Annotated in this window: 21 protein-coding genes; 9 read left to right on the top strand and 12 right to left on the bottom strand. The window is 63.4% G+C overall.

Annotated elements, in window-relative coordinates:
- Positions 1-213 precede the first annotated feature (213 nt).
- Genes CFK21_RS15680 through CFK21_RS00730 form a run of 3 tightly spaced genes read right to left on the bottom strand, consistent with a single transcriptional unit; the run spans position 214 to position 6,239 of the window.
- Positions 214-1,926 carry a hypothetical protein gene (locus CFK21_RS15680; RefSeq protein WP_096363761.1) on the bottom strand — a complete coding sequence of 571 codons (1,713 nt, stop codon included), beginning with the start codon at positions 1,924-1,926 and terminating at the stop codon, positions 214-216.
- Positions 1,923-4,985 (bottom strand): helicase-related protein, encoded by a 3,063-nt coding sequence (locus CFK21_RS00735; RefSeq protein ID WP_096363759.1) that lies wholly within the window; start codon positions 4,983-4,985, stop codon positions 1,923-1,925. Before CFK21_RS00735 ends, CFK21_RS15680 begins: the two co-directional genes overlap by 4 nt.
- Before the next feature lie 15 nt (positions 4,986-5,000).
- A complete protein-coding gene (locus CFK21_RS00730) occupies positions 5,001-6,239 on the bottom strand; it encodes a sigma-70 family RNA polymerase sigma factor (RefSeq protein ID WP_096363757.1) in 1,239 nt (412 codons plus the stop codon).
- Positions 6,240-6,386: 147 nt separating this feature from the next.
- Between CFK21_RS00730 and CFK21_RS00725 the strand changes: the two genes are divergently transcribed.
- Positions 6,387-6,755 carry a very short patch repair endonuclease gene (locus CFK21_RS00725; RefSeq protein WP_096363755.1) on the top strand — a complete coding sequence of 123 codons (369 nt, stop codon included), beginning with the start codon at positions 6,387-6,389 and terminating at the stop codon, positions 6,753-6,755.
- A gap of 290 nt (positions 6,756-7,045) precedes the next feature.
- On the opposite strand, the gene CFK21_RS00720 is transcribed toward CFK21_RS00725, so the two are convergent.
- Positions 7,046-10,153, bottom strand: coding sequence for an efflux RND transporter permease subunit (locus CFK21_RS00720; protein ID WP_096363753.1), 3,108 nt, complete (start codon positions 10,151-10,153; stop codon positions 7,046-7,048).
- The gene (locus CFK21_RS00715) at positions 10,150-11,247 is read right to left on the bottom strand and encodes an efflux RND transporter periplasmic adaptor subunit (protein WP_096363751.1); all 1,098 of its coding nucleotides are present in this window, start codon (positions 11,245-11,247) and stop codon (positions 10,150-10,152) included. Before CFK21_RS00715 ends, CFK21_RS00720 begins: the two co-directional genes overlap by 4 nt.
- 279 nt (positions 11,248-11,526) lie before the next feature.
- Here CFK21_RS00715 and CFK21_RS00710 point away from each other — a divergent pair, with 279 nt between their 5' ends.
- A complete protein-coding gene (locus CFK21_RS00710; protein ID WP_096367429.1) occupies positions 11,527-11,988 on the top strand; it encodes an RT0821/Lpp0805 family surface protein in 462 nt (153 codons plus the stop codon).
- A 9-nt stretch (positions 11,989-11,997) separates the two neighbouring features.
- Here the strand turns inward: CFK21_RS00710 and CFK21_RS00705 are convergent, their stop codons facing one another.
- Positions 11,998-12,675 (bottom strand): TetR/AcrR family transcriptional regulator, encoded by a 678-nt coding sequence (locus CFK21_RS00705; RefSeq protein ID WP_157745208.1) that lies wholly within the window; start codon positions 12,673-12,675, stop codon positions 11,998-12,000.
- A gap of 225 nt (positions 12,676-12,900) precedes the next feature.
- Between CFK21_RS00705 and CFK21_RS00700 the strand changes: the two genes are divergently transcribed.
- On the top strand, positions 12,901-13,857 hold the full coding sequence (locus CFK21_RS00700; RefSeq protein ID WP_096363747.1) for a sigma-54 interaction domain-containing protein: 957 nt from the start codon (positions 12,901-12,903) through the stop codon (positions 13,855-13,857).
- Positions 13,858-14,024: 167 nt separating this feature from the next.
- Here CFK21_RS00700 and CFK21_RS00695 read toward each other — a convergent pair whose 3' ends face one another.
- Positions 14,025-14,405: a SirB2 family protein gene (locus CFK21_RS00695; protein WP_096363745.1), complete on the bottom strand. Its 381-nt coding sequence runs from the start codon at positions 14,403-14,405 to the stop codon at positions 14,025-14,027.
- A gap of 153 nt (positions 14,406-14,558) precedes the next feature.
- Here CFK21_RS00695 and CFK21_RS00690 point away from each other — a divergent pair, with 153 nt between their 5' ends.
- The 5 genes from CFK21_RS00690 (at position 14,559) to CFK21_RS00670 (ending at position 19,256) form a co-directional block, all read left to right on the top strand.
- Positions 14,559-15,419, top strand: coding sequence for a hypothetical protein (locus tag CFK21_RS00690; RefSeq protein ID WP_096363743.1), 861 nt, complete (start codon positions 14,559-14,561; stop codon positions 15,417-15,419).
- A 5-nt stretch (positions 15,420-15,424) separates the two neighbouring features.
- Positions 15,425-15,757 carry a hypothetical protein gene (locus CFK21_RS00685; RefSeq protein ID WP_096363741.1) on the top strand — a complete coding sequence of 111 codons (333 nt, stop codon included), beginning with the start codon at positions 15,425-15,427 and terminating at the stop codon, positions 15,755-15,757.
- Between the two features lie 25 nt (positions 15,758-15,782).
- Positions 15,783-17,261 carry a 2Fe-2S iron-sulfur cluster-binding protein gene (locus CFK21_RS00680; protein WP_096363739.1) on the top strand — a complete coding sequence of 493 codons (1,479 nt, stop codon included), beginning with the start codon at positions 15,783-15,785 and terminating at the stop codon, positions 17,259-17,261.
- Between the two features lie 91 nt (positions 17,262-17,352).
- A complete protein-coding gene (locus CFK21_RS00675; protein ID WP_096363737.1) occupies positions 17,353-17,694 on the top strand; it encodes a hypothetical protein in 342 nt (113 codons plus the stop codon).
- Complete coding sequence (locus tag CFK21_RS00670) at positions 17,691-19,256, top strand: FTR1 family protein (RefSeq protein ID WP_096363735.1); 1,566 nt, start codon at positions 17,691-17,693, stop codon at positions 19,254-19,256. The genes CFK21_RS00675 and CFK21_RS00670 overlap by 4 nt, the downstream gene beginning before the upstream one ends.
- 12 nt (positions 19,257-19,268) lie before the next feature.
- On the opposite strand, the gene CFK21_RS00665 is transcribed toward CFK21_RS00670, so the two are convergent.
- On the bottom strand, positions 19,269-19,565 hold the full coding sequence (locus tag CFK21_RS00665; protein ID WP_096363733.1) for a hypothetical protein: 297 nt from the start codon (positions 19,563-19,565) through the stop codon (positions 19,269-19,271).
- Positions 19,566-19,836: 271 nt separating this feature from the next.
- Positions 19,837-20,769 carry a histone deacetylase family protein gene (locus tag CFK21_RS00660; RefSeq protein WP_096367428.1) on the bottom strand — a complete coding sequence of 311 codons (933 nt, stop codon included), beginning with the start codon at positions 20,767-20,769 and terminating at the stop codon, positions 19,837-19,839.
- Between the two features lie 102 nt (positions 20,770-20,871).
- Here CFK21_RS00660 and CFK21_RS00655 point away from each other — a divergent pair, with 102 nt between their 5' ends.
- Positions 20,872-23,559: a bifunctional acetate--CoA ligase family protein/GNAT family N-acetyltransferase gene (locus tag CFK21_RS00655; RefSeq protein ID WP_096367427.1), complete on the top strand. Its 2,688-nt coding sequence runs from the start codon at positions 20,872-20,874 to the stop codon at positions 23,557-23,559.
- On the opposite strand, the gene CFK21_RS00650 is transcribed toward CFK21_RS00655, so the two are convergent.
- From CFK21_RS00650 to CFK21_RS00640, 3 genes are read right to left on the bottom strand one after another with little or no spacing between them, the layout of a single operon-like run.
- Positions 23,543-24,157, bottom strand: coding sequence for a DUF6940 family protein (locus tag CFK21_RS00650; protein ID WP_172844224.1), 615 nt, complete (start codon positions 24,155-24,157; stop codon positions 23,543-23,545). The genes CFK21_RS00655 and CFK21_RS00650 overlap by 17 nt on opposite strands.
- Before the next feature lie 17 nt (positions 24,158-24,174).
- Positions 24,175-24,870 (bottom strand): VIT1/CCC1 transporter family protein, encoded by a 696-nt coding sequence (locus CFK21_RS00645; RefSeq protein ID WP_096363729.1) that lies wholly within the window; start codon positions 24,868-24,870, stop codon positions 24,175-24,177.
- Between the two features lie 23 nt (positions 24,871-24,893).
- The gene (locus tag CFK21_RS00640; protein ID WP_096367426.1) at positions 24,894-25,322 is read right to left on the bottom strand and encodes a CBS domain-containing protein; all 429 of its coding nucleotides are present in this window, start codon (positions 25,320-25,322) and stop codon (positions 24,894-24,896) included.
- Positions 25,323-25,413: the final 91 nt, after the last annotated feature.

Here is a 25,413-nt window from a genome sequence, read left to right as displayed (position 1 = left end):
AACGCTATCTGAACGAAGGATCTCGGTGACTTAGTAATCCGTCCTCTCTCGGATAGAGCCCTATACGTGGCGACGTCTATTGCGCTCGTGTTCAACGGCAGCTCCTTCCCATGGAACAGCTCGCTATTAATCTCTATTGGATAATAACGGTTCTGTAGCTTAGAGCGCCTTTGCTCCAAGTAAAGAAATACCGGCGTTAGCTTTCAAAGAACATCAAACTAAAAATAAGTAGCCGTCTTTTCCTGTCAGTGTCGTCCGGTCCAAGAACCTGTTGAAATATCTACACGAAGGCTCCCCCAAGTGGAGGCATGCCATGCACGCCCCTCCAGAATTGATGCAACCCGGGTCTAGTGCGCACCGATGATCTTCATGTACGAACGCATGCAAGAGTTTGTCGAGTTCTGTTTCGAATACCGCTTGTAGGCCGCCCAGTACGAAATCTCCCCGCGCAGCAGCATAGACGAAGAACCCGAGATGCAAGGGAACAAGTAACTCAGACAAAGCATCGCGATCGATCCCTGCATATACTGCGGCAATCCGAATAAACCGATGGGTAAACGTATGTATTAGCGTTAATAAGTCGGCGCCCACGTCGCATTCGGCAGGATTCTCGTCAAGCGCTGGGAGCCTGGTGGCCTCCAATATATTCAAGTGAGCCTGTGTGAGATCCTCGCTCCAAGCGATAGGATGGCCTTTCGAATTGAGCCATTTGAGTACCTTTAACGGATCCAGTCTTACGAATAGCGCCTCCGTCTGCGCAATTTCGCCATAAACAACATAATCTCTTGATGCGCCGCGTCGGAAAGGCATTAGACGGCTTTTTTCCGGGCTACCATCGCCTCTCAAGTAGCCGAAATTTCCTGTCATTACGGGAAACTTCTCTACTAAATCCACTGAAATCACGCCCGCCTGTTTCATTGCCAAGCGATATTGGTCGCGATAAAGCGCCCCTAACTCGGAAGCCGGGTCCGTTGCATTGATTAGGTCTTCTACCCTTCCACGAGATTCAGAAAATGCCAAAGCGATAGTCACCGCCTGATTCTCGGCTTCCTCACGGGCGGTCGCCGAGAGCTGCGAGCCTGGGCCTCCTGACTTAACCTCGCCAGACTGTTCTGCCGTTGCAAGCATCTGTTCCACTACCTTTTCGGGCAGTCCGCTCTCAAGCAACTGTTGGCGCAAGGAGTCGAGGCTCGCGGCATCGTCGATGCTGGTGGATCGCATTCCGTCGAGAACCCAATCGAGTGCCCTTGGCGGCCCGCCAGCCCGCGTAATCTTGTTAATCTTATCTTGTGAAGGTGGGTTGACTATCACCACGCTCTTTGGCGTGTAGACGGCAGAAGAGCGGTGTACATTAAAAGAAAGAAACCCGTCGCCGCAGTCGCATCGAGCAGGGCCAAACCCTTTTTGCAATCTCGTGTTGCAAACCGGACAATCAAAAACTATCTCGGAGGACGATGCGGTTCCTGGCCAATTTACGCGGACCTGTTGATGCTCTGGACATCTTCTGATCCAGGGTGCTTTGAGGTTTCCACATTTATCGTGGAATCCAACAAATGGGAGCTGTCCGAAACGACCTGGCGATCCACACGGGCACCGTGTGTCGGCAGACCGATGTAGCCGTCTACATGACTTGCACATCCAGAGTCGCGGAAACGGCTCAACCTTTACCCCGTTGCTTTTGTCTACTGAGTATACTCTAACGCCCCAGCCTCGCAGCAGGTTTTCAACGAACTGCCCGTCCATGCCTGCGTTGTGCCAAGGCATCGCTTGACGGATCAGCTCGCGACGCAAGCTTTCTGAGTCCACCTCAGTTCTCAGCATTGGGGTACGCCACTCTTTTACCTTCCAAACGCCCCCTTTCAGGTCAACAGTCTGCTCGGGTAAGAAGCCAAATAGAATTTGACTAGAACTACGCTGTTCCTTCATCCCAGTTCCTCTCCATAGACGGGGACTTGTTCTTCGACATCTCGGAGTGAAAGCATTGGATCCCCTGTCGGGGAAAGGTCAGACGGGTAACGGAACGTGCCGCCAGGATCGCGGAGGTTGTGGAAAAAGTCGTCAATCCAAGCTTCGAGTTCATTTTTTAAGGGGAGGTCAAGCGCCTCGCTCAACTGAAGCATTCGAACGAGTGAAGACAATTCGTGCTCGCGGGTAATGTCGCCTTTAGCTTCGAACTCACGGAGCTTCGCGACCGTTGTCAGAGACCCATTAGCTTCTGGTTCGTGTATTGCCAATATACGAGCAAGTTCAAGTCCCGATACTGTGCGTTCGAGGACCCGTTTACTCCGCCGCGTGATCGGTATCGGTTCGACGAATCGGTCGCCTTGTTCGACAAATTTTCCAAAAGACCGATATACCCCTGCGTCCCGTTCTCTCGCCATTTTCGGGATCACGATTACAAGCCCTGGCCAAGTTCGTCCGACACGAGCCGTCGCTTGGATAAATTCCGCCGTTCCTAGCGGTAACCCGAGCATGACCATCTTATTGAGACGTTCAATATCGACGCCATGTGACATCATTGATGATGCTGTGATTACATGTAGGCGATCTTCAAAGTCCGTCTCAGGTTGCTCGAGACGTGAAAGCGTTTTTCTGACCTCGTCAAAGGGAAGTTTGCTGGTCAACGATGCGGTCTTGACGGTCTTGTCCTCTCCTACGCGGACCTGGGTTTCAAGCGAGCGCATCACCGCATCCAGGTCACGCAAATTATTCCCGTAAACTACGTCTGTCCCGTAGATTAGAATGAGTTGATCAACAAATCGTCGTTCAATGCCGATCTCGTCGCATATTGGGCCGGGGTTGTCGATGAACTCTCTGATCGCGAGCTGTAGCTCGGTTAGAGTCCTGTCGACCGCGTATTCAAGTGTCACGCCTCGTGGCGCCAAGGAGACATAGCGTCTCATGAGTTTATTCGATGCAGAGGTCCAAAAACCCTCGTCCGTCGAGGGCCCCGGTAGCGGAAAAACCCTCGCCTTTCGGCGATACAATACATCCACTTGTTTTTCGTACCCCGTTAGCGTCGCCGAAGACGCCAGGATTTTCGGTTTTCGCCCGCAGATCGATTGCTGTAGGTCGTCATACAGGGCTTCGTAATGCGAGTCCACGGCACCAAGGCTGTCTCGGAGCAAATGGAGTTCGTCCTGCAAACGGAATGTCGGGCCAAAGCGTTCTGGCGCCTGGTCTAGAGCTTCTGATTCAGCGCGACATCCCGGAACTAAACAGCCCTTCGGTCTACTGCTTCGTGGCGCATAGGTGTATCCATGGCCTTGGATAGAGCACTTGCCGGCGGGTGCGCCTACGAGGCCGCGCATGGCGGCCTGCATAGATATCGATGCGGCTTTGTCTAACGTGCCAACGATGACAGTAGGAAGAAATCTGTAAATTTCTTCATCTACCACATAGAAGGGGAGCGCATTGTGGCCCCAGGCGCAAGTGTCGTTCGTACAGCGATGATCGAGCTTCCAAGATCGCCGATTAAATCCCATTTGGATCGAATCTTGGTGGCAAAATGGGCATTTAGAGAGTACCTGATACCGGGCCGGCATGTTCGGGTCATCAGGATCAACTGGGTCGCTTGCGGGTGGATCCGGACGAACTCTGTTCGGAGTCGCCCCTTGTCCAACAAGGAACCCCACGGAAAATGGGTCGCCCGGGATGTTCTCTTCGCGACGTACCAGTTCCGCCCCAGCTATAGCATCTGCGAAACGCTGGGTCTGCTGCAGTGACAGCATCCGCAATGGGAAACGGCTCCAAGCGGTGACACCTGAGAGCTTACCAGTGAGACGATCGTACAGTGCAGCAGTGACAATCAATCCGAGATATGTCTCGGTCTTGCCCCCGCCAGTCGCGAACCAAACAATATCGGCTGTTTCCGGCTCCTGCTTAGAATCCACGATTGAAGAAAGGTTTGACAGAAGAAAAGCCAGCTGAAATGGGCGCCAACCCTCATACTTTCCCGAGGACGAATACTTGATGGATCGATTTGCGAGGCGAAATGCTCTTTCCAGTGTCGCATCAGTCTCAAGGAGCTCAATGCCTTCGCGTAGCCTGTCCAGTTCGTGCTTGAATTGATTGGCTTCGCCGTCTGCCTGAGACCGCATCTCACTGGTCCATTCATGAACATGTTGTCGTTCATCCAGGCTTTCGGCGCTCCATGATGCTTCGCCCCATGCGCTCAAGGCCTCCAATAAGGCCCGTGCAGGAATAAGCGGGTTCGTCGAAAGTGTCTCGAAGGAGAAATCGGGTTGATCTGTAGGCGCTGACCAGTATTGCGGCCTGCTTTTTTCCGCCGAGACCACATCGGTGGTGCGGAATACTCCGGGAGAACGCGTCTCTATTCCACAATTGATCCCATATGCAGGTATGTCTCGGTTATATCGGAAGGAGTCGGGGAGGGCCTCTAGTGCGTACGGAGTCGTTTCAATGCCGTCGATTTCAATCCAGCACTCGAAGAGGTTTACATCTGACAGAGCGGCTACTTCCTTTGGCGTAGCATTGACCAAGCTTACAACGAGTTCATCAGGTGCCCCGGGCAAAGAAACCACTTCTGTGCGGATTTCGGGCATGTATCCTGCCTCTCCAGTCGCTCTGGTCGCTGCTTGGGCTAGAATGTCGCGGCCGAAGGTTTTTTCCCTTGTTTCATCGTCGAGCGGCAATGAGACGGAAATCGTTTCATTGACGGGGCCGTGCTTCCTCCATCTACCGTCATCCTCTTTGAGCCATACACTGAACGAAACTTTTACGGAAAACCTAAGGTGTCCCTGGCCCATGGGTCGTAGGCGAATTCCTATTGCACAAGGCGCAAGGCGTTCGCCTCTCTCTCCCAGCTTGTTTAGTTCAACGTATTCTTCCGACGCCAAACGACCCAGCCAAAACTTACCAGATGGCTCCACATCTAATTCTTGGAAGTTGTCGCCGCGGGCAGCTGTTACTACCCGTCGTTCCATCCATCCTATAAACCGCTCGGCAGCTTCGTAGATTTCCATGTCCGTACTCGATACTTAGTGGGATTCCGGCGAGGTTATGGCTTTTGATAAACTGGCGTCGAGTTCATTGGCTTCCCGCTTTGCGCTGCGCGAAAGCTTCTCGATGGCCTTGTTTTGGATCTGTCGAATGCGCTCGCGCGTTACCCCGAGTTTCTGGCCGATCATTTCGAGAGTCCACTCTTGATTCGTGTCAAGTCCGTACCTTAGTGCCAGTACTTCTTTCTCACGAGGAGTGAGTCCTTCGAGCAATTGATATAAATAATCAGAGCGTTCGCGTTCCTCAAGAGCGGCATCCGGACCGGGTTCGTCGCTTGTGAGCGACTCAATGATCGATGTTCGGTCGTCCCTTTCTTCACCTTCGTAGATTGAAACCGCATAGGTGTCAGCAAGATCCCAAATAGCTTTGATCGTGGCGCGATCCCACGCAAGCTCCTGTTCGAGTTCGAATAGGGATGGCCGGCGACCATCATTAATGTGACGTAACCAGCGAGCAGCCCGTCGTAACCTACGTACTTTAATGTCAATATGAACGGGGAATCGAACAGTTCTTCCGGTGTTGGCGATCGCGCGGGTTATCGCTTGTCGGATCCACCAGGTTGCGTAGGTAGAGAATCGGTAGCCTAGTGTGTGATCGAACTTTTCGACCGCAGACATGAGTCCGATTACACCCTCCTGGATTAAGTCATCGATATCTAGACCAGAGCCTCCTAGATACTTCCTTGCAATGCTCACGACAAGACGGAGATTCGCTAACATCATGCGAACACGCGCTTGTTCGGCACGAACGATCATCAATCGACCGTGGGGGGTGACTGAGGGGCTTTGGACGTCACTTTCGGCTTGGACGATTCGTCCTAAAGCAATTTGGCGGCCTAGCTCTACCTCCTGCTCCGGTGTCAGCAAGGGCGCCGCGCGGGAAACGGGCTGGAGCCAATCTAGTATCGGTGAACTGGTTTTAATATTTTTCGTGGAATCGTAGAGTGAGATTTCTTCTTCGTCTAAGTCATCGTCTTCGTCTTCTTCATCTTCAGGGAGCAGAATGTCAATGTTTTTCTCTTCGAGGTATTCATAGACGTATTGACACTCATCCGAATCAAGCGCCCTTCGGTCCAGTATTCGCTCTACTTGCGCTAATTCAAGGCACCCACCTTGGCGATGATAGTCGTCAATCAGTGCCTCAGCAGCCTGACGCGCGCGCTCTTGGGTTTTTGAGGAATCCTCTGCTTCGGAAGTGGTGATTTCTGTCCCTGGCATTCCTTATTGCCCTATTTGCCATTTGCGTGCGTTACCCTGAATACTAATCGACCGGGAATAATAGGCCAAGCGAGATTGTACAAGAGAAAGAAAGGAGCGCCCAAGAAGCGGTCAGCGTTGAAGACCACTCCGGAAAGGAGCCGGCTCATGGGCCGAGTAAAGCAACGCAACACAGGGCCTGAGGTGGCATTGAGGCGCGCTCTTTGGCAGCGAGGATTGCGATACAGGCTCCACCTGCAGCTCCCGGGGCACCCCGACATAGTCTTTACGCAGCGAAAGATTGTGGTGTTTGTGGACGGCTGTTTTTGGCATGGCTGCCCTCTGCATGGAACTATGCCGAAGACCAATCAGGAATACTGGGCTGCCAAGATTGCGCGCAATATCCGGAGAGACGCAGAGGTTGACCAAACGTTGAGAGCGATGGGCTGGCGGGTCGTACATGTCTGGGAACACGAAATTAAACAAGACCTTGAGGCAGTTTCTGAGCGTATCGATCAACTAGTAAAATCTGTATGACTCTGCAAGGCGTCGTGATGGCCGCGGGGGCTTTTAGGTGTTTCTAATCCTCTTTTAGGACGTTTTCTTTCGACACGTATTCCACCAAGTCTTGGATTTTGCAGTCAAAGAACGCACACAGCCGGTCCAGGTTCTCTGTCCCGTGTTGTACCCCCGCTGTCCTTCCGGAGGGCGCGCCAATTCCATTGCCGCACCCTCGCGATTCCCGGCCCCTGCGGGGCGTTCGCCGGGCTGCGTTCGTCCCCTGGACGAACGGTCCCGCTCACCCCTTCGGGCGCGCCAATTCCCACTCATTTCTCTTCCTTCGCCAGTTCCGCCTCCAGCCGCCGCTGTACCCGCTGCGGGGAGCCGGTGCGCCGGGCCAGGCGGTCGTAGGCCACCGGCACCACGAACAGGGTGAACAGGGTCGCCGACAGGATGCCGGCCATGATGACGGTGCCGATCACGGTGCGGGTCTCGCTGCCGGCACCGCTGGACAGCAGCAGCGGCAGTGAGCCGGCGGCGGTGGTGATGCCGGTCATGATGATCGGGCGCAGGCGGGTGTCGGCGGCCTCCACCAGCGCCTCGCGGAACGGCTGGCCGGCATCGCGCAGCTGGTTGGCGAATTCCACGATCAGGATGCCGTTCTTGGCCGCCAGACCCACCAGCATGATCAGGCCGATCTGGCTGTAGAGGTTGAGCGTCTGGCCGGAGAAGTAGAGCCCCAGCAGGGCGCCGACCATGGCCAGCGGCACGGTGAAGATGATCACCAGCGGATGGACCCAGCTCTCGAACTGGGCGGCCAGCACCAGGAACACCACCGCGATGCCGAGGATGAAGGCGAACAGGATGGAGTCGCCGGCGAACTTGTAGTCGCGCGACTGGCCCTTGTAGTCGATGATGACGCTGCCCGGCAGGTGCTCGCGCGCCATGGCCTCGAGCCGGTCAAGCACCTGGCCCAGCGCCGCGCCCTCGGCCAGGTTCGCCTCCAGGGTGATGGAGCGCACCCGGTTGTAGCGGTTGAGACTGAGCGAGTCGGCGAACTCCTCCAGCTGCACCAGGTTGGCGAGCGGGATCAGGCGGCCGCTGCGTTCGGAGCGCACATAGATGTTATCCATGTCGTTCGGGGTGCGCTGGCTCTCGCGCTCGCCCTCGATGATGACATCGTATTCCTGGCCGGCGTCGATATAGGTCGTCACCCGGCGCGAGCCGAGCATGGACTCCAGGGTGCGGCCGATGCTGCCTACGGTCACGCCCAGTTCGGCGGCGCGGTCGTAGTCGATCACCACTCGCAGCTGCGGCTTGGTCTCCTTGTAGTCCCAGTCGAGACCCACCAGGCCGGGATTGTCGGCCTCGATTCTCTCCACCAGGATGTCGCGCCATTCGGCCAGTTCCGCATAGGTGCCGCCGCCGATGACGAACTGCACCGGCTTCTGCACCCGCGCCCCGAAGCCCTGGCGCATGACCGGGAACACCCGCACCCCGGGCAGGTCCGACAGCCGCTGGCGGGCGTCGTCCATGATGTCCCAGGCCGAGCGGCGCTGCGACCAGTCGCTGAGCACATTGATGGCGATGCCGGTGTTGAAGATCTCGAAGTTGCCGAAGGCGCGCGGGGCGCGCACCAGCAGGCGGCTGATCTCGCCGGCCTCGACCAGCGGCATCATGCGCCGTTCGATCTCGGTCATGTAGGTCGAGATGTAATCATAGGAGGCGCCCTCCGGTCCGGAGACCATGAGGTAGAACACGCCCCGGTCCTCCCTGGGGGCGTACTCGTCCGGGATCCGCTCCAGCAGCCACAATGAACTGCCGAGGATGCCGGCGAAGACCAGCCCCACCGCCCAGGCGTGATTGAGCGCGCCCTGCAGCAGGGCGTGATAGCCGCGCCGCACCCGGTCGAAGGCGCGGTCCACGGCATGCGCCAGGCGTGCCCGACTGCCGGATTCAGGCAGCAGCTTGGAGGCCAGCATGGCCGAGAGGGTGAGTGCGACGAAGCTGGAGAAGGCCACCGCCGCGGCCATGGTCAGGGCGAACTCGGAGAACAGCCGGCCGATGTCGCCGCGCAGGAAGGCGATGGGGACGAACACCGAGATCAGCACAATGGTGGTGGCGATGACCGCGAAGCCGACCTGGCGGGTGCCGCGAAAGGCGGCCACCAGGCGCGACTCGCCGTACTGCTCGATGCGCCGGTGGATGTTCTCGATCACCACGATGGCGTCGTCGACCACCAGGCCGATGGCCAGCACCAGTGCCAGCAGGGTGAAGATGTTGATGGAGAAGTTCAGCGCCAGCAGCACCATGAAGGTGGCCACCAGCGACACCGGTACCGTGACCGCCGGCACCAGCATGGCCCGCGCACTGCCCAGGAACAGGTAGATCACCCCGATCACCATGCCGATGGCGATGAACAGGGTCTTGTAGACCTCGTTGATGGCGCCGGAGACGAACACCGAACTGTCATAGCTCTGCTTGAGTGCCAGCCCCTCGGGCAGGCCGGCGTTGATGCGCGCCATCTCGGCCTTGGCCGCCTCGGCCACGGCCAGGGTGTTGGCGGTGGACTGCTTGATGATACCCACGCCCACCATGGGCACGCCGTTGCCGCGGAAGAACAGCCGGTCCTCGACCGTGCCGCGCTCGACCCGGGCCACATCGCCCAGCCGCACCAGGTGGCCGTCGCTTCCGCGGGACAGCACCAGGCGCTGGAACTCCTCGGCGGTGCGGAAGCTGCGCTCGGTGCGTACGGTGAACTGGCGCAGGGCGGAATCCAGGCTGCCGGCCGGCAGTTCCAGGTTCTCGGCGCGCAGTGCGGCCTCGACGTCGGCGACAGTCAGGTCGCGCGCGGCAAGCGCCTGACGATCGAGCCAGATGCGCATGGCATAGCTCTGGCCGCCGCCGACCCGCACCCGCGCCACGCCGTCCAGGGCCGAGAAGCGGTCCAGCAGGTAGCGCTCGGCGTAGTCGGTCAACTCCGGCACGCTCATGCCCTCGCCGGCGAGGTTCAGCCACATGATGACGTCTTCGTTGCTGTCGACCTTCTGGATCTCCGGCGGGTCGGCCTCCTCGGGCAGGTCGTCGAGCACGCCCGAGACCCGGTCGCGCACGTCGTTGGCGGCGGCGTCGATGTCGCGGTCGGTGCTGAACTCGATGTTGATCACCGAGCGGCCATCCTCGCTGGTCGACTGGATGAAGCGGATGCCCTCCACGCCCGAGATGCGGTCCTCTATCAGTTCGGTGATGCGGTTTTCCACCACGTTGGCCGCCGCACCCGGGTAGAGGGTCTCGACCGAGACCACCGGCGGATCGATGTCGGGATATTCGCGCAAGGGCAGGCGGTCGAAGGACATCAGCCCGAAGGCGATGAGCAGCAGCGACAGCACCGAGGCCAGGACCGGCCGGGTGATGGAGAGATCGGACAGGATCATCCGTCGCTGCCGTCCGAGTCCAGCGACTGCAGCAGCTGCGCCAGCGGTCGGCTGCCGTCGTCCACGGCGCCGATGCGCACCGGCTGGCCCGGACGTGCCTTCTGGGTGCCGTGGGTGATGACGGCATCACCCGGCGCCAGGCCGGAGTTGATCTCCACCCGCCCCGGCCGGCGGGCGCCGATGCCGACCTCCTGGCGCACTACTTTGTTGTTATCATTGCGGTCCACGCGCAGCACGAACTGGCGCTCGCCCTGCGGCATCAGCGCCTCTTCCGGAATGAACAGGGCCCGGCGGTCGGGCCGGCGTATCTCGACCTGCATCAGCAGCCCGGGCTTGAGCCGGTGTCCGGGGTTGGGCAGCAGGGCGCGGACCCGCACGGCGCGGGTGGTCGGATCGATGCGGCTGTCCACCGCCTTGATCTCGCCGGTGAAGGTCTCGCCGGGCCAGGCCGGGCTGGTGGCCTCGATCACCAGCCCCGGCTCCACCACGGCCAGGAAGGTCGCGGGGACGGTGAACTCCAGCTTCATCACCGCGTCGTCATCCAGGGTGACAAGCGGATCGCCGGGGGTGACCAGGTCGCCGACGCTGATGTCGCGCAGCCCCAGCACGCCGGCGAACGGCGCCCGGATCATCCGATCAGCGAGGCGCGATTCGATGGCGGTGACCCGCGCGCGGGCGGTTTCCCATTCCCGCCGGCGTTCGTCGAGCAGGGAGCGGGAGGCCTTGTCCTGCGCTTCGAGCGATTCCACCCGCCGGTACTGGCGGTGAGCCTCCTCCAGGGTGGCACGGGCCTCGGCCAGCTGGGCCTGCTCCTCGCCGCGCTCGAGTTCGACCAGCAGCTGGCCGGCCTCGACCCGGTCGCCGTCGTCGAAGTGGAGGGCGCGGATGGTCTCGGTCACCGTTGCCGTGAGCACCACCGATTCATTGGCGCGCAGGGTGCCGAGTGCCTCGATGGCTTCGCTGAAGCCTTCCTCGCTGGCCTCGGCCACGATCACGACCGGACCGGCAGGCTCCTCGGCGCGCAGTGCGGCCGCCAGTGACAGGCACAGACCGCCGAGCAGGATCAGGGCCGAAAGCGGATGATGCGGTTTCATGAGACTCCCGGGTACGCAGGTCAGGGTAGGGTTATGACGTGCGGCAGCGTCGAATCAGTCCCTGGCAGACCCGGCGCTTCGGCGCGACAACAATGGACCGCGCAGGCGATCAGAACAATGACAGCGGCCAGGCGGGATAGTTCAGCCGGGTCCGACGCCCGGGGTCCGGGTTTGATCCGCATCAACCTGTCTGCAATGAATCGCTGCCGGGCGTTTCAACACCTCGCGGCTCGGCTATGCTTGAGCAATCGAAACGGATGAATTGCGGAGATGAAGGCGATGAGCAAGGGCTATTTCACAGCGTTGGTACTGGCCGCCACGCTCGGGGTGGGCGGCTGCGCCACCTACCAGGGGCCGCAGGAACAGGCGGGGATGGTGATCGGCGGTATCCTCGGCGGTGTGCTGGGCTCGGAGGTCGGCGGCGGGCGCGGCCGTACCGCGGCCATCATTGCCGGTACCCTGGCGGGCGCGGCCATCGGCGGCGCGATTGGCCAGTCCATGGACGAGGTCGACCGCATGAAGACCGCCGGCACCCTGGAGACGGTGCGTACCGGCGTGACCTCCACCTGGCAGAACCCGGATACCGGCTATCAGTATGCGGTCACACCCACCCGCACCTACGAGACCAGCAGCGGTCCCTGCCGGGAGTACACCATCGATGCCCAGATCGGCGGCCGTACCGAGCAGGTCTACGGCACGGCCTGCCGCCAGCCCGACGGCAGCTGGAAGGTGGTCGAATAGGCGTCCGGCTCAGGCGTTCGTCCCGCTCCGGGTCAGTTCCCGGATGCCGGCCCACAGCAGCTGCAGCTGCTGGCGGAACTGGCCGCCGATGGCGCCGGGCTGGGCCTGCTTGAGGATCAGGATCACGCCGTAGAACTGGGCGATCAAGGCTGCCATCACCACCGGCACGGGCGTGTTGGCCGGCAGTTCGCCGCGCTCGATCGCGCGCGTGAGTTGCTGTGCCAGCAGGCCGTCCAGGCGCTGCTCGGCCAGCGTCTCGATGCCTGCGCAGTCGGGAAAGCCGAGGCGTTTTTCCGCCTGAGTGAGCGGCTCCTCCTCGCGTTTCTCCCGTTGCTGCGCCTGCCAGGCGATCCACTCGCCCCAGGCCTGGGGCTCGGCCTGAACTCGCCTGGCCGCGGCCTGGAACACCGCCTCGATCGCGGCCAGCCCGGGCTTTTCCGCCGCGGCCTGGCTGGCATGCCATTGCAGTTCCAGGGTCCAGAGCCGGCCCAGGTAGGCCAGCAGGTCGGTCTTGCGGGGAAAGTAATTGAAAAAGGTCGCCTCGGAGATCTCTATCTCGGCGCACAGGTCGCGCACCGCCACCTCGTCCAGGCTGTGGCGCGCCAGTTGGCCGGCCAGGGCCCGGGCCAGGTTCAGGCGGGTGCGGGCCGCCTTGCGTTCTCGCAGTGGGATGTCGTTGGTCGCCATGACGTCAGTTCCCTGAGCAGGATGCAGGCCGGAACAAGGCCATATGACTGTTTCCGGCATCTGCAGTCTGGTAGAGTTCTCTATAGTAGCACTAAAATTAGTGTTAACTTTAAATCAAGTCAATACTCAGATTAAAGTGATCGACGTGGCGATCTGACCCAAATCAAGCCATTTGACGTGCCGGTGCGGCTACAATGAGTGCATGCCACCAGTGGGGGAGAGACGATGAGTTGTTTCGAGAATCTCATGATCGGCCAGGCGCCGGCGCTGAAGACCCAACTGCGTGCCGCTGCCCTGGCGGCCGCCACGGACGTCCCCATCCTTATCGCGGGCGAGAGCGGAACGGGCAAGGATCTGCTGGCCCAGGCCATTCACCGGGAGAGCCGGCGTGCCGCCGGTCCCTTCGTCCCGGTCAACTGTGCCTCGATGCCGGACGGGCTGGTCGAGTCCCTGCTCTACGGTCACCGGCGCGGGGCCTTCACCGGCGCCGTGGTCGACCAGGCCGGTTACATCCAGCAGGCGCGTGGCGGCACCCTGTTCCTGGACGAGGTCGGCGAACTGCCCGGCCCGGCCCAGGCCAAGCTGCTGCGCTTCCTGGAGACGCGCGAGTGTCAGCCTCTGGGTCAGGCCCGGCCGGATCAGGTCGAACTGCGGGTACTGGCCGCGACCAACCGCGACCTGGCCGCGGACGCGGCCGCCGGGCGCTTCCGCCAGGACCTGTTCTATCGGCTCAACGTGGTACCGGTGCAGATGCCGGCCCTGCGCGAGCGGCGCGAGGATATCCCGGCGCTGGTGGAGCATCTCACCGGGCAGCTGTCCCGGCAGCACGACCTGGCGCCGCCGCGCTACCCGGCCGCCACCCTGAACCGGCTGCAGCGCTATGACTGGCCGGGCAATGTGCGGGAGTTGCGCAATTTCTGCGAACGCACCCTGATCCTGTTCAGCGGCCGCGAGGTGCAGCCATCGAACCTGCCGGCGGAGTTGCGTGCCCCGCAGCCGGCAGCGAAGGCCGGCGGCTTCGCCCTGCCGGCCGGCGGTGTGGATCTGGGTTCACTGGAATCGGACCTGATCCAGCAGGCGCTGGCCCAGACCGGCGGCAACCGCAGCCGGGCCGCGCGGCTGCTGGGACTGACCCGCGACACCCTGCTCTACCGCATCAAGAAGTGGGGCATCGAGTGCTGATTCATATAACCACGGAAAGCACGGACAAAATCTTGTTGTTCTGTAGGTTGGGTTAGGCGCGACAGCGCCGTAACCCAACGAGCGCAGCCTGAATGTTGGGTTACGCCCTACGGGCTAACCCAACCTGCCTGCTACAGGGCTTTGTCCGGGTTTTCCGTGGCCATCGATCACAACGGCCAGGCCCGGCGCGCCAGCGCCACACTCACGATGTAGGCGAACACCAGCAGCGCCAGCACACCGAAGCCGAGTCGTACCGGTTTGGCAAAGCGCGGTTTCAGCGCCAGCATTCCCAGCAGGATATAGACCACCAGCGCGACCAGCTTGGCTGTCAGCCAGTCCTGGGCCAGCGGATACTGGCGCGACAGCACCGCCAGGGTGATGCCCGAGGCCAGCAGCAGGGTATCGTTGATGTGCGGCAGCACCTTCACCGGGCGCAGCCCGAGCCAGGCCTCGCGCCACAGCATCAGTGCCAGGCGCAGGGCAAAGCCACCGCCGCTGATGATCACGGTGGCGACATGCAGGATTTTTATGGCGGTGTAATCGGACATTGTTGTCGTTGGTCTGGTTGTGAATGGCCGCGCCCCGGCGCGGACAGGGCCGCAGCTGGCGGTTGTATCTGTGTTTATTGCAGGGTTGCACGCCGGCGGCGGGCAGGTCTACTGTAAACTTCAGACGCCGGCCTGAGGGAGACTGCGCACCACATGGCCCAATACTACTCGATACGCCGCTTCTGCCCCTACCAGGGCGTGATTCAGGTGGTGGACGTGGGCAATGCGCGCGCCTATTCCACCGACGGCCGCCACTGGCAGGTGCGGGTGCAGAACGCCTCGGGGCGGCTGCGCTGGCATGCCACCGACTGCGATGCCGGCGACCTGGCCAGCCGCGAGACCAATGCCGACCAGCTGATGCGCGCACTCAACGAACGTCCGCCCATCCCTTTCCCGCTGGCCGACCGGTTCGAGTTGTGGCTGCTGCACCGGGAGACGCGTCTGCCGCTGGCCATCGTCAAGAGCCGGGTTACGCGCGAGGAAACGGAGTCGGACCGCATCACCAACCCGACCTGGCAGCCGTTTCTGATGTCGAGAAACGAGTTCCGCTCCCCCGCACTGGAGGCCGCACGCAGCCATTGTGACCCGCACGTGCGTCCGCCGCGGGCCCAGGATGTGCTGGAGCGCCAGGTCAACCTGGCCGGCCGGCCGCTGCCGGTGCTGCAGTGGTTCGAGCGCCTGGAGGACGGCAGCGGCATCGGTCACGGCGGCATGCGGGTCGAAGGTGAACTCACCGGCCGCCACCTGCCGGCCGAGGCCTTCCCGGAACTGCTGGTCGATCCCGAGTGGCCGCAGGGCCTGGAGCGGGAACTGGTGCGTGAATACCATGAATGGAACGCGCCCTTCCTGCTGGCGCACCAGCGGCTGCGCGAGGATACGCGCCGCTGGCTGGAGACGGCCGCGCGCCAGCGGCCCGAAAGCCTGCTGGACAACTACCCCATGTATCCGCAGGTGTTGGATGCGGAGGCCATGCAGGTCACCCTGGTCTCGGCCAAGCTGATCAAGGCCTCCTGAGTTTCATGCCGGACAGTGAACTGATGCGGCTGGCCGAGTCCCTGCGGCGTGAGCAGGCCGAGTACCGGCTGAGCGCGCCGCCCGGCGAGACCGAGGCCCGGTTCGAATTCATCGGCCGCTTCGAGCACACAGCGGTCATCTGGCAGGCGCGGTTGCAGGCGCTCGGCAGTGGCCGGCGCGAGCAGTTCATCGAGATCGGCCCGGCCGCGGGCGAACGGCGGCCGCTGACCGTGGGCCTGGCGCTGGATCGCATCGATCCGCCCGCCATCCTGAAAACCGTTATCATGATCCGCAACTACAAACGCCTGCGCGAAGGCCGCCACGCCTGGCGGGCCTGAGTGCAGGCGTCGACGAGGACATTACATGGCACAACTGATCAGCCTGTCGCGCGCCGCCCGCCTGGTGGGGGTGAAGCGCGCGACCCTGCAGAAACAGATCCGCGAGGGCGAACTGCACACCTTCGAGGGCGAACTGGACCTGAGCGAACTGCTCAAGGTCTATCCCAAGACCGACCTCGACGGCAGCGGGATGGTGGAGCGTGCCGACCGCATCATCGAGAACGCCTTCGGCAAGGTGCTCGACACCAAGGATCTGCCCGACGCCGAGGTGCTGGCCACCCGCGTCACCCTGCTCAGCCACGAACTGGGCACGGCGCGGGCGCGGGTGAACCGCTTCAACAAGCTGGTCAGCCGTATCAGCGACAAGCTGGATTCATTGGAGCAGGCCGTGGGCGATCCGGCCGTGAAGGCCTTCCGTCAGTGGCTGGAGAGTGAGATCGACGAAGTGCAATCCGCGCAGGGCCTGCACGATGAGGTGCTGGCCACCGATACCTTCATGCGTCTGCTGGCCGCCCACGTCCAACTCAAGCCCAGCGGACACGACTTCTTCCTCAACGGCAGCGAGACCCTGCTGCACGCCGGGCTGCGTTCGGGCATGCAGCTCAGATACGGCTGTACCGACGGCAGCTGCGGCCGCTGCCGGGCGAAGGTCATCAGCGGCGAGGCCAAGCGCGTGCGGGCCTACCCCGAATGCCTGTCGGAAGACGAACTGGCGGCGGGCTATGTCACCCTGTGCGCGCACACCGCCATGACCGACGTGCTGCTGCAGGTCGACGAGGTCATCCGGCCGGAGGAGATCGAGTCCCAGGTCCTGCCTGCCACCCTGCGCCGGGTCGACGACCTGGGTCAGGGCATGGTCGGCCTGGTGGTCAATCCGGTTGAGCCGCACCGGCTGCAGTTCCTCTCCGGCCAGTCGGCGCGGATCCGCATCGGCGATGCCGCGGCCAGCTACCCCATCGCCAGCTGTCCCTGTGACGAGACCCAGGTCGAGTTCCACATCAACACCGCCGACGACAATCCGCTGGCCGCACGGGTGGCCGCCGGGCTCGACGACGTCGAGACGCTGGATCTGGAAGGCCCGCGTGGCGACTTCGTTCTCAACCTCGAGTCGGTGCATTCGCTGGTGTTCATCGCCTGGGATCGCGAATTCGCCTCCATCAAGAGCCTGATCGAACAGGCCCTGGCGCTGGACGTGGCCGAACAGATCTACATCTACTGGGTGACCACGGACGGCAGCAGACCCTACCTGCACAACCTCTGCCGCGCCTGGCAGGACGCCATCGACAACGTCAACTACACGCGGCTGGAGGCCGATCCCGCGGTCTACGGCGAACGCGCGCGGGAGGTGGTTGGCGACACCCTGGCGGAACTGGCCGGGCAGCACTACAACGTGAAGGTGTTCGATTTCTACATCGGCGGGCCCGAGACCGTCACCGAGGCCAGCCGCAAGTATCTGGTCGCCCGCGGCGTGCCCCCGGCGCAGGTGCGCACCCGGCACGACTGACCGAGTCCCGGAGTTATATGTAGTTAATCTAAATGAGAATGATTGTAATTCGCTGCTGCTTTGCGCATTCTTGCGCCAGAGGTGAATTGCAATGCGACGTCTTCTTTTCCTGCTCCTGACCTGTCTGCCCCTGTCGGTGCTGGCGCAGGTCGATACCGGCCGGCTGGTGCAGATGGTCGACTACATCGGCGTCGATTATGCCGCGGCCGTGGCCGATGGCGAGATCATCAGCCAGGGCGAATACCGCGAGATGCAGGATTTCGCCGCCGCGGTGCGACGGCAGATCGCAGCGCTGGAGGCAGGTAAGGCCAGCGCCGAGTTGGCAGACCAGGCGCGGCAGCTGCAGCAGCTGGTTGCCGAGCGTGAAGCGCCGGCTGAAGTCGCCGGGGCCGCGGCCGCGCTGTCCCGACAGCTGTTGCAACGCTGGACATGACAGTGGTTCCGCGCCGCGCCCCCGACCTGCGCCGCGCCCGGGCACTGTTCAGCGAACACTGCGCCAGCTGCCACGGTGTCGAGGGCCGCGGTAACGGTGCGCTGGCCTCAGGCATGGAGCCGGCCCCGACCAATTTCCAGGATCCCGAACGCTATGCCCAGCGCACCCTCTATGGCCTGTACAGCACGATCAGCCTGGGTGTGGAAGACACCGGCATGGCCGGGTACACCGGCCAACTCAGTGAATTCGAACGCTGGAGCCTTGCCTTCCTCGTCGGCAGTCTCGCGGCCGACAAGGATGCAGTGGCCGCGGGGGCGGCCGCCTGGCAGCAGGCGGCTGGCGGGCATCCGCTGCAGTCCCTGGATACCCTGACCACCACGACACCGGAGCAGGCCGGGGCGGTCTGGGGCGCGGCCGGGCGGATCCTGATGGCGCATGCGCGCACTCACCCCGAGGCGCTGTTCGCCGACCGGTCACCGCTGGCGTTTGCACGCGACCAACTTCAGGCCAGCGTTGAGGCTTACCGGGGCGGTGATCGGGACGCGGCCCATGCCGCGGCCGTTTCGGCCTATCTGGACGGCTTCGAACTGGCCGAACACGGCCTGGATGCGGTAGCCCCGGAATTGCGCCGTGAGATCGAGGCCGCCATGACGGCCTACCGCGGGTTGGTGCGCAGCCAGCTGCCGCCGGCCCGGGTGGAGGCCGAGGCGCAGCGGATCCTGGAGCAGCTGGACCTGGCAGCAAAACGGCTGGAAACCGACACCCTGTCGAATACCGCCGCCTTCAGCGGCGCGCTGGTCATCCTGCTGCGCGAGGGGCTGGAGGCCTTGCTGGTGGTGGCGGCCCTGGCCGCTTTCCTGATCAGGACAGAGCGCCGCGAGGGCCTGCGTTATCTTCATCTGGGCTGGGTCGGCGCGCTGTTGCTGGGCGGGCTGACCTGGTGGTTGTCGCGATCATTGCTCGATTTCAGTGGCGCGAGTCGCGAGATCACCGAGGGCGTGGCCGCGCTGGTGGCCATGACGGTGTTGTTCTATGTCGGCTTCTGGATGCACAACAAGACCCATGCCCGCCAGTGGCAGCGTTTCATCCAGGGCTCGGTGGAGAAGGCGCTCAGCACCGGCACCCTGTGGGCGCTCACCGGCCTGGCCTTCGTGGCGGTCTACCGTGAGGTGTTCGAGACCATTCTGTTCTATCAGGCCATGTGGGTGCAGGCCGACGCGACGGGGCAGGGCTACATGCTGGGTGGCTTCGTCGCGGCGGCGGGCCTGCTGGCGATGATGGGGTGGTTGATCCTGCGCTACAGCGTGCGGTTGCCGCTGCGACAGTTCTTCGCCGTGACCAGCCTGTTCATGTTCATGCTGGCCATCGTATTCGCCGGCAAGGGCGTGGCGGCATTGCAGGAGGCCGGCAAGCTGCCGGTCGATCCGGTCAGCTTCCCACGCATCGAACTGCTGGGGATCTACCCGAACCTGGAGGGGCTGCTGCTGCAGGCACTGCTCGCGCTGATCGCGATCGGGCTCATCGTGGCCGGCCGCCGACAGTCACCGGCCGCGGCTGGCTGAGCCGGACGGGATTCAGCTGCGGGTCGCGGCGGCGTTGGCCAAGGCGTTGACCCGGGCGCGGATGGCCTCGGCATCGGTGGTATGGATCGACTCCCGGATCAGGATGCGCATGGCATCCAGCGCCTCAGCCACGACATCCTCGTGTCCGTGCTGGGCGGCGACCTTGTCTACGATAAGACAGGCTTCGTAGAGGCCTTCCTGGCGGCCGTCGAGAAATTCGTCCCTGTTCTGCTGGGTGTCGACCTCCGTTGCCGGGGCTTGTCCCTCGGGGTCGAGATCGATAATGGACGCGTTGTGTGATGGATTCATGATCGCTTGTCTGTGTTGTGAATTTCGATCAGGTCCGGCCGCGCTCCCCCCTGGAACTTCCGGGCAACCGGACTACCTACCTTACCCCAGTCCGACAAATAATCCACCCCTTGACTGATTGCCGACTGTAACGACCGGGGAATTCAAGTGTAGACCACAGCCCGGATAAGCCAAGGTATCTTTGCCGGTATCCGTAAGCATCTGATCCGACGGCAGTATAAGCATTAAATAATTACAATATCATGATATGGTGCGACGGATGATGCCTGCCTCAGGCGGCTTCCATCCCCAGCAGCCCGCGCAGATGCGCCGCCACCGAGCGGCCCAGCGCGGCCAGGGCGTAGCCGCCCTCCAGGCAGGAGACGATGCGTCCGCCGGCATGGGTGTCGGCCACCGCCTTGAGCTCGCGGCTGATCCAGTGGTAGTCGGCCTCGGTGAGCAGGAACTGGGCCAGGTCGTCCTCGACGTGGCCGTCGAAGCCGGCCGAGATCAGCAACAGTTGCGGACGGAAGGCGTCCAGCGCGGGCAGCCAGTGCTCGCGGATGGCCTCGCGGAAGGCCTCGCTGCGGGTGCCGGCCGGCAGCGGCACATTGATGATGTGGTCCGACCGGGTCCCGGCCCCGGTGTGCGGGTAATAGGGATGCTGGAAGCTGGAACACAGCAGCACGCGCGGATCCCCGGCGAAGATGTCCTCGGTGCCGTTGCCGTGATGGACATCGAAGTCGGCGATCGCCACCCGCTCCAGCCCGTGCCCGGCCAGGGCGTGGGCGGCGGCGACGGCCACATTGTTGAAGATGCAGAAACCCATGGCGCGGCTGCGGGTGGCGTGATGGCCGGGCGGGCGGACACTGCAGAAAACGGCACCGGCATCATCCCGCATGACCAGGTCCACGCCCAGGATCGCCGCACCGGCCGCGCGCCGGGCGGCCGGGAGTGAATGGATGTTCATGCCGGTATCCGGATCCAGCGCCCGGCGGCCCTGCTCAGGGGCGGCGGCGAAGACGGCCTGCACATAGTCCGGAGCGTGCGCCAGTTCCAGCTGCTCCGGAGTGGCCAGCGGCGCCTCGTAGTGGCGCAGGGCCTGGTCCAGTCCGGTGGACAGCAGCTGATCGTTGATGGCCAGCAGTCGCTGCGGGCTCTCGGGGTGTCCCGGACTGTTCTCGTGCAGCAGACAGTCGGGATGCGAGATGAAGGCGAGGGTCATGGTGGCCAAGTCTGCGCCCGGTGCCGCGATCACTGCAACCCGCCTGTTAGGCGGATGCCTTTATACTCTACCTTTCAGGCAGCGTTATCCGCAGGTGGAATGATGGGCCCGCATTACCTCAACCGGTTGTTCTCCCCCGACAGCATCGCTGTGTTCGGCGCTTCCGACCGCGCCGGTTCGGTCGGCAGCATCGTCTTCCGCAATCTGCGCGAGGGCGGCTTCAAGGGCGCGCTGTTTGCGGTCAATCCGAAGCACCGCAAGGTACAGGATCAGCGTGCCTACAAGGATCTCGCCGCCATCGGCAAACCGGTGGACCTGGCCGTGATTGCCACCCCGGCGGCGACCGTCTCCGGGATCATTGCCCAGTGCGGCCAGGCCGGCGTGCGGGCGGCCGTGGTGCTGTCGGCCGGCTTCGGCGAGGCCGCGGCCGGGGATGCCGGCGAGCGGCTGCAGCGCGAACTGTTGGAGACGGCGCGTCAGCAGGGGGTGCGCATCCTGGGACCGAACTGCCTCGGCATCATGCGCCCGGACGCGGGACTCAATGCCACCTTCAGCCACAACATCGCCCGCCGCGGCAAGCTGGCGCTGGTGTCCCAGTCCGGGGCGCTGTGCACCGCCGTACTCGACTGGGCCCAGGCCGAAGGCATCGGTTTCTCCGCCATGGTCTCGCTGGGCGACGCGGCCGATGTCGATTTCGGTGACCTGCTCAGTTACCTGGCGCTGGATCCCTGGACCCGCGCGATTCTGCTCTATGTCGAGGGCATTCGCGACGCCCGCAGTTTTCTCAGCGGCCTGCGCATCGCCGCGCGCATGAAGCCGGTGGTGGTGGTCAAGGCCGGCCGCCATGCCGACGGCTCACGCGCCGCCGTCTCGCACACCGGCGCCCTGATCGGCGGCGATGATGTCTTCCATGCCGCCCTGCGCCGGGCCGGCGCGGTCCGCGCCTACACCATCAAGCAGCTGTTCAATGCCGCCGAGATCCTGGGCGGCGGCGAGCACCGTGTGCGCGGCAGCCGGCTGGCGATCGTCACCAACGGCGGCGGACCGGGCGTGATGGCGACCGACCGCGCGGCCGAACTGGGCGTGGCGCTGGCCGAACTGGCCCCGGCGACCCTGCAGGCGCTGGAGCAGGCGCTGCCGGCGCACTGGTCGCATGCCAACCCGGTGGATCTGCTGGGGGATGCCGGTCCGGAGCGCTATGGCGCAGCGGTCGAAGCCTGCCTGCGCGATCCCGGCGTGGATGGCGTGCTGGCCATGCTCACGCCGCAGGCCATGACGGACGCCGCGGGCTGCGCCGAGGCGGTCAGTGCGGCCGCCGGTCACGGCGCCAGGCCGCTCATCACCTGCTGGATGGGCGGGCCGCATGTCGCCGCCGCCCATGCGTTGTTCAATCGCCGGGGCATTCCGCACCTGGACACGCCCGAGGCCGCGGTGGAGGCCTTCGCCTATCTGGCCAGTCACCGGCGCAATCAGGAGTTGCTGCTGCAGGTGCCCGGTCCGCTGGGCCGGCGCAGCCGCCCGGACCTGGAGGGGGCGCGGCTGATCATCGAGGAGGCGCTGGCGTCCGGGCGCAGCAGCCTGAGCACCCTGGAGACCAAGGCCGTGCTGCATGCCTTCGGCCTGCCGGTGGTGCCGACCATGGAGGCGGCCACCGCCAACGACGCCCTGGTGGCGGCCGAGGCGCTGGGTTTTCCGGTGGCATTGAAGATCAACTCGCCGGACATCAGCCACAAGTCGGACGTGGCCGGTGTACGGCTGAACATCACCAGCGCGGCGGACGTGCGCAGCACCTTCAATGATCTGCTGGAGGCCGCCCGCAGCCGCCGCCCGGACGCCGAACTCAGGGGGGTGACGGTCGAGCCCATGTACCGCCGCGCCAACGGCCGCGAGTTGCTTATCGGGGTGGTGCGCGACCCGGTATTCGGCCCGGCCATCAGCATCGGCGCCGGCGGCACCATGGTCGAGGTGATGGAGGACCGCTGCGTATCGCTGCCGCCGCTGAACCGCTTCATCGCCCGCGGCATGATCGAGCGCACCCGGGCCTGGAAGATGCTGCAGGCCTGGCGCAACCTCCCCGCGGTTGATTTCACTGCGCTGGAGGATGTGCTGCTGCGGGTCTCCGAACTGGTGTGCGAACTGCCGCAGCTGCTGGAACTGGACATCAACCCCCTCATCGTGGACGAACAGGGCGCGCTGGCGGTGGACGCGCGCCTGGTCGTGGCCTATCCCCAGCCCGGGGCACGGCGCTATGCCCACATGGCCATCCACCCCTATCCGGGTGGTCTGGAGACCCGCGAGCAGCTGGCCGACGGCACCGACGTGATCCTGCGCCCCATCCGGCCCGAGGATGCCGACATCGAGAAGGATTTCATCCGCCGGCTGTCCTCGCAGTCGAAATACTTCCGCTTCATGCAGGCGCTGCAGGAACTCACCCCCGAGATGCTGGTGCGTTTCACCCAGATCGACTATGACCTGGAAATGGCGCTGATCGCGGTGGTCGGGGAAGGCGGCGGCGAGCGCGAGATCGGGGTGGCGCGCTACAGTACCAACCCGGACGGACGCAGCTGCGAGTTCGCCATCGTGGTGGCCGACGAATGGCAGCACAAGGGCGTGGGCAACCGGCTGATGGCGCGGTTGATGGAGATCGCCCGGGCGCGCGGTCTGGAAGAGATCGAAGGCGAGGTGCTGGCCGCCAACCAGGAGATGCTGGCCATGGCCGCCAAGCTCGGGTTCAAGGTCACGGTCAGCGACGAGGATCCCAAGCTCAAGCACATCAGCCGGTGTCTCTAGGCGCGGCCGCGCGATAGGCGGCGTAGGTGTAGTATTTCGGCCGCGTATCCAGGCGGGCGTGCAGCCAGTACACGCCCAGACCCGAGGTGCTCAGCCACAGCGGGGTCGACGACAGCGCCCGGCCCAGTGCGGCCCCGACCCGCCGCCAGAAGGCGTCGCACTGGGCGGCCGGCGCCGTGCGCACGAAGGTCAGCAGATGTGCATAACAGTCAGTGGATGCCTGTGGGCAGGGCGCGATCAGCCGGGCATCGCCGCCCGGGTTGGCGAATTCGGCAATGCCGCCCCCGCCGCAGTGGCGGTCGAACTGATCGGCAAAGCTGTGTGGGTCGGGCCTGATCCCAGCGAGGGAAGGGGCGTCGACACACACCTGTTCGTAGGGGCGGTCCAGCGTGTCGAGCGAAATGGCCGGCGTTTCCCAGAAACAGGCGGCAAAGGGCAGTTCGGCCAGAAATCGATTGAAGCGCTCGCGGAAGTCGGGGGCGTCCTGCCACAACTCCATCACCCGGCGCCGTGACAGGGCTGCGCCGTCAGCGAGTATCGATGCCTTGTGGATCCGGCCGCCGTCCTCGGTCGTGCTGTGAAACTGCCAGTCCGTCATGCCGTCGCTGTGGCCGGTCACTGGATGCCGCTGTTGAACAGTGAGCCCACGCCGGCGGTTACGGCCATGGCCAGTACGCCCCAGAAACTGACCCGCATGGCGCCGATCAGGCGGGAAGCGCCGCCGGTATGTGCCGCCAGGATACCGAGCGCGGCGAGGCAGATCAGCGAACTCACGAATACCGTGGCGATGAGCTGATCCAGCGAGGCCAGGGCCGCGCCCAGCAACGGCAGACCTGCGCCGACGGCGAAGGACAGGGCGGAGGTCAGGGCGGCCTGGATCGGCCGGGCGGTGGCGACCTCGGAAATCCCGAGCTCGTCCCGGGCGTGCGCCGCCAGGGCATCCTTGCGCATCAGCTGCTGCGCCACCTGGTGGGCGAGCGCCGGTTCGAGACCCCGTTCCATATAGATCCCGGCCAGTTCCCGCTGTTCGTAGCGCCGGTTGGTGGCCAGTTCCCGCCGCTCACGCTCGAGGTCGGCCCGCTCGGTATCGGCCTGGGAGCTGACCGAGACATACTCGCCGGCGGCCATGGACATTGCGCCGGCGACCAGACCGGCCACGCCGGCAATCAGTATATGCTCATGCGTGGCCTGCGAGGCCGCCACTCCGACGATCAGGCTGGCAGTGGAGACGATGCCGTCGTTGGCGCCGAGGACCGCCGCCCTGAGCCAGCCGATATGCTGGGTGCGGTGATGTTCGGGTGGTGGTGGCATGGCATGAGCTCCGCTGCAATGTGTCAGCCGGTGATGTAATGCTCCAGCTGTTCGATGATGAACTGCTGCTCGGCGATCAGGGCGTTGACCAGGTCGCCCATGGAAACGATGCCGATCAGCCGGCCGTCCTCGAGCGCAGGCAGATGGCGGATGCGGTGTTTGGTCATCACGGCCATGGCCTCGTGAATGGTCTGGCCGCCATGGGTATAAAGCACGCTGCGGCTCATGATGTCGCTGACCCGGGTGCTTTTCGATGAGCGACCCTTGAGGATGACCTTGCGGGCGTAGTCGCGTTCCGAGATCAGGCCGACGATCCGTTCATCCTCCACCACCAGAAGCGAGCCGATTTCCTTTTCCGACATCAGGTAGATGGCGTCGTAGACGGAGGCCTGCGGGAGAATCGTCCATACCTGGCCGCCTTTGTCCTGCAGCAGTTGCTTGATGGTTTCCATGTGGAAATCCTCCATAATGCTGGGAGTGTCCTTATCGGAAGGATAGTTGCTCGAACCGGCCAATCCAGCGGCTGGCTGCCCGGCCGGGTGT

It is taken from the genome of Thiohalobacter thiocyanaticus (genome assembly GCF_002356355.1).
Classification (GTDB): Bacteria; Pseudomonadota; Gammaproteobacteria; order Thiohalobacterales; family Thiohalobacteraceae; genus Thiohalobacter; species Thiohalobacter thiocyanaticus_A.
Note: the sequence above shows the minus strand (reverse complement) of the source record. Positions and strands in the feature narration are given on the sequence as shown.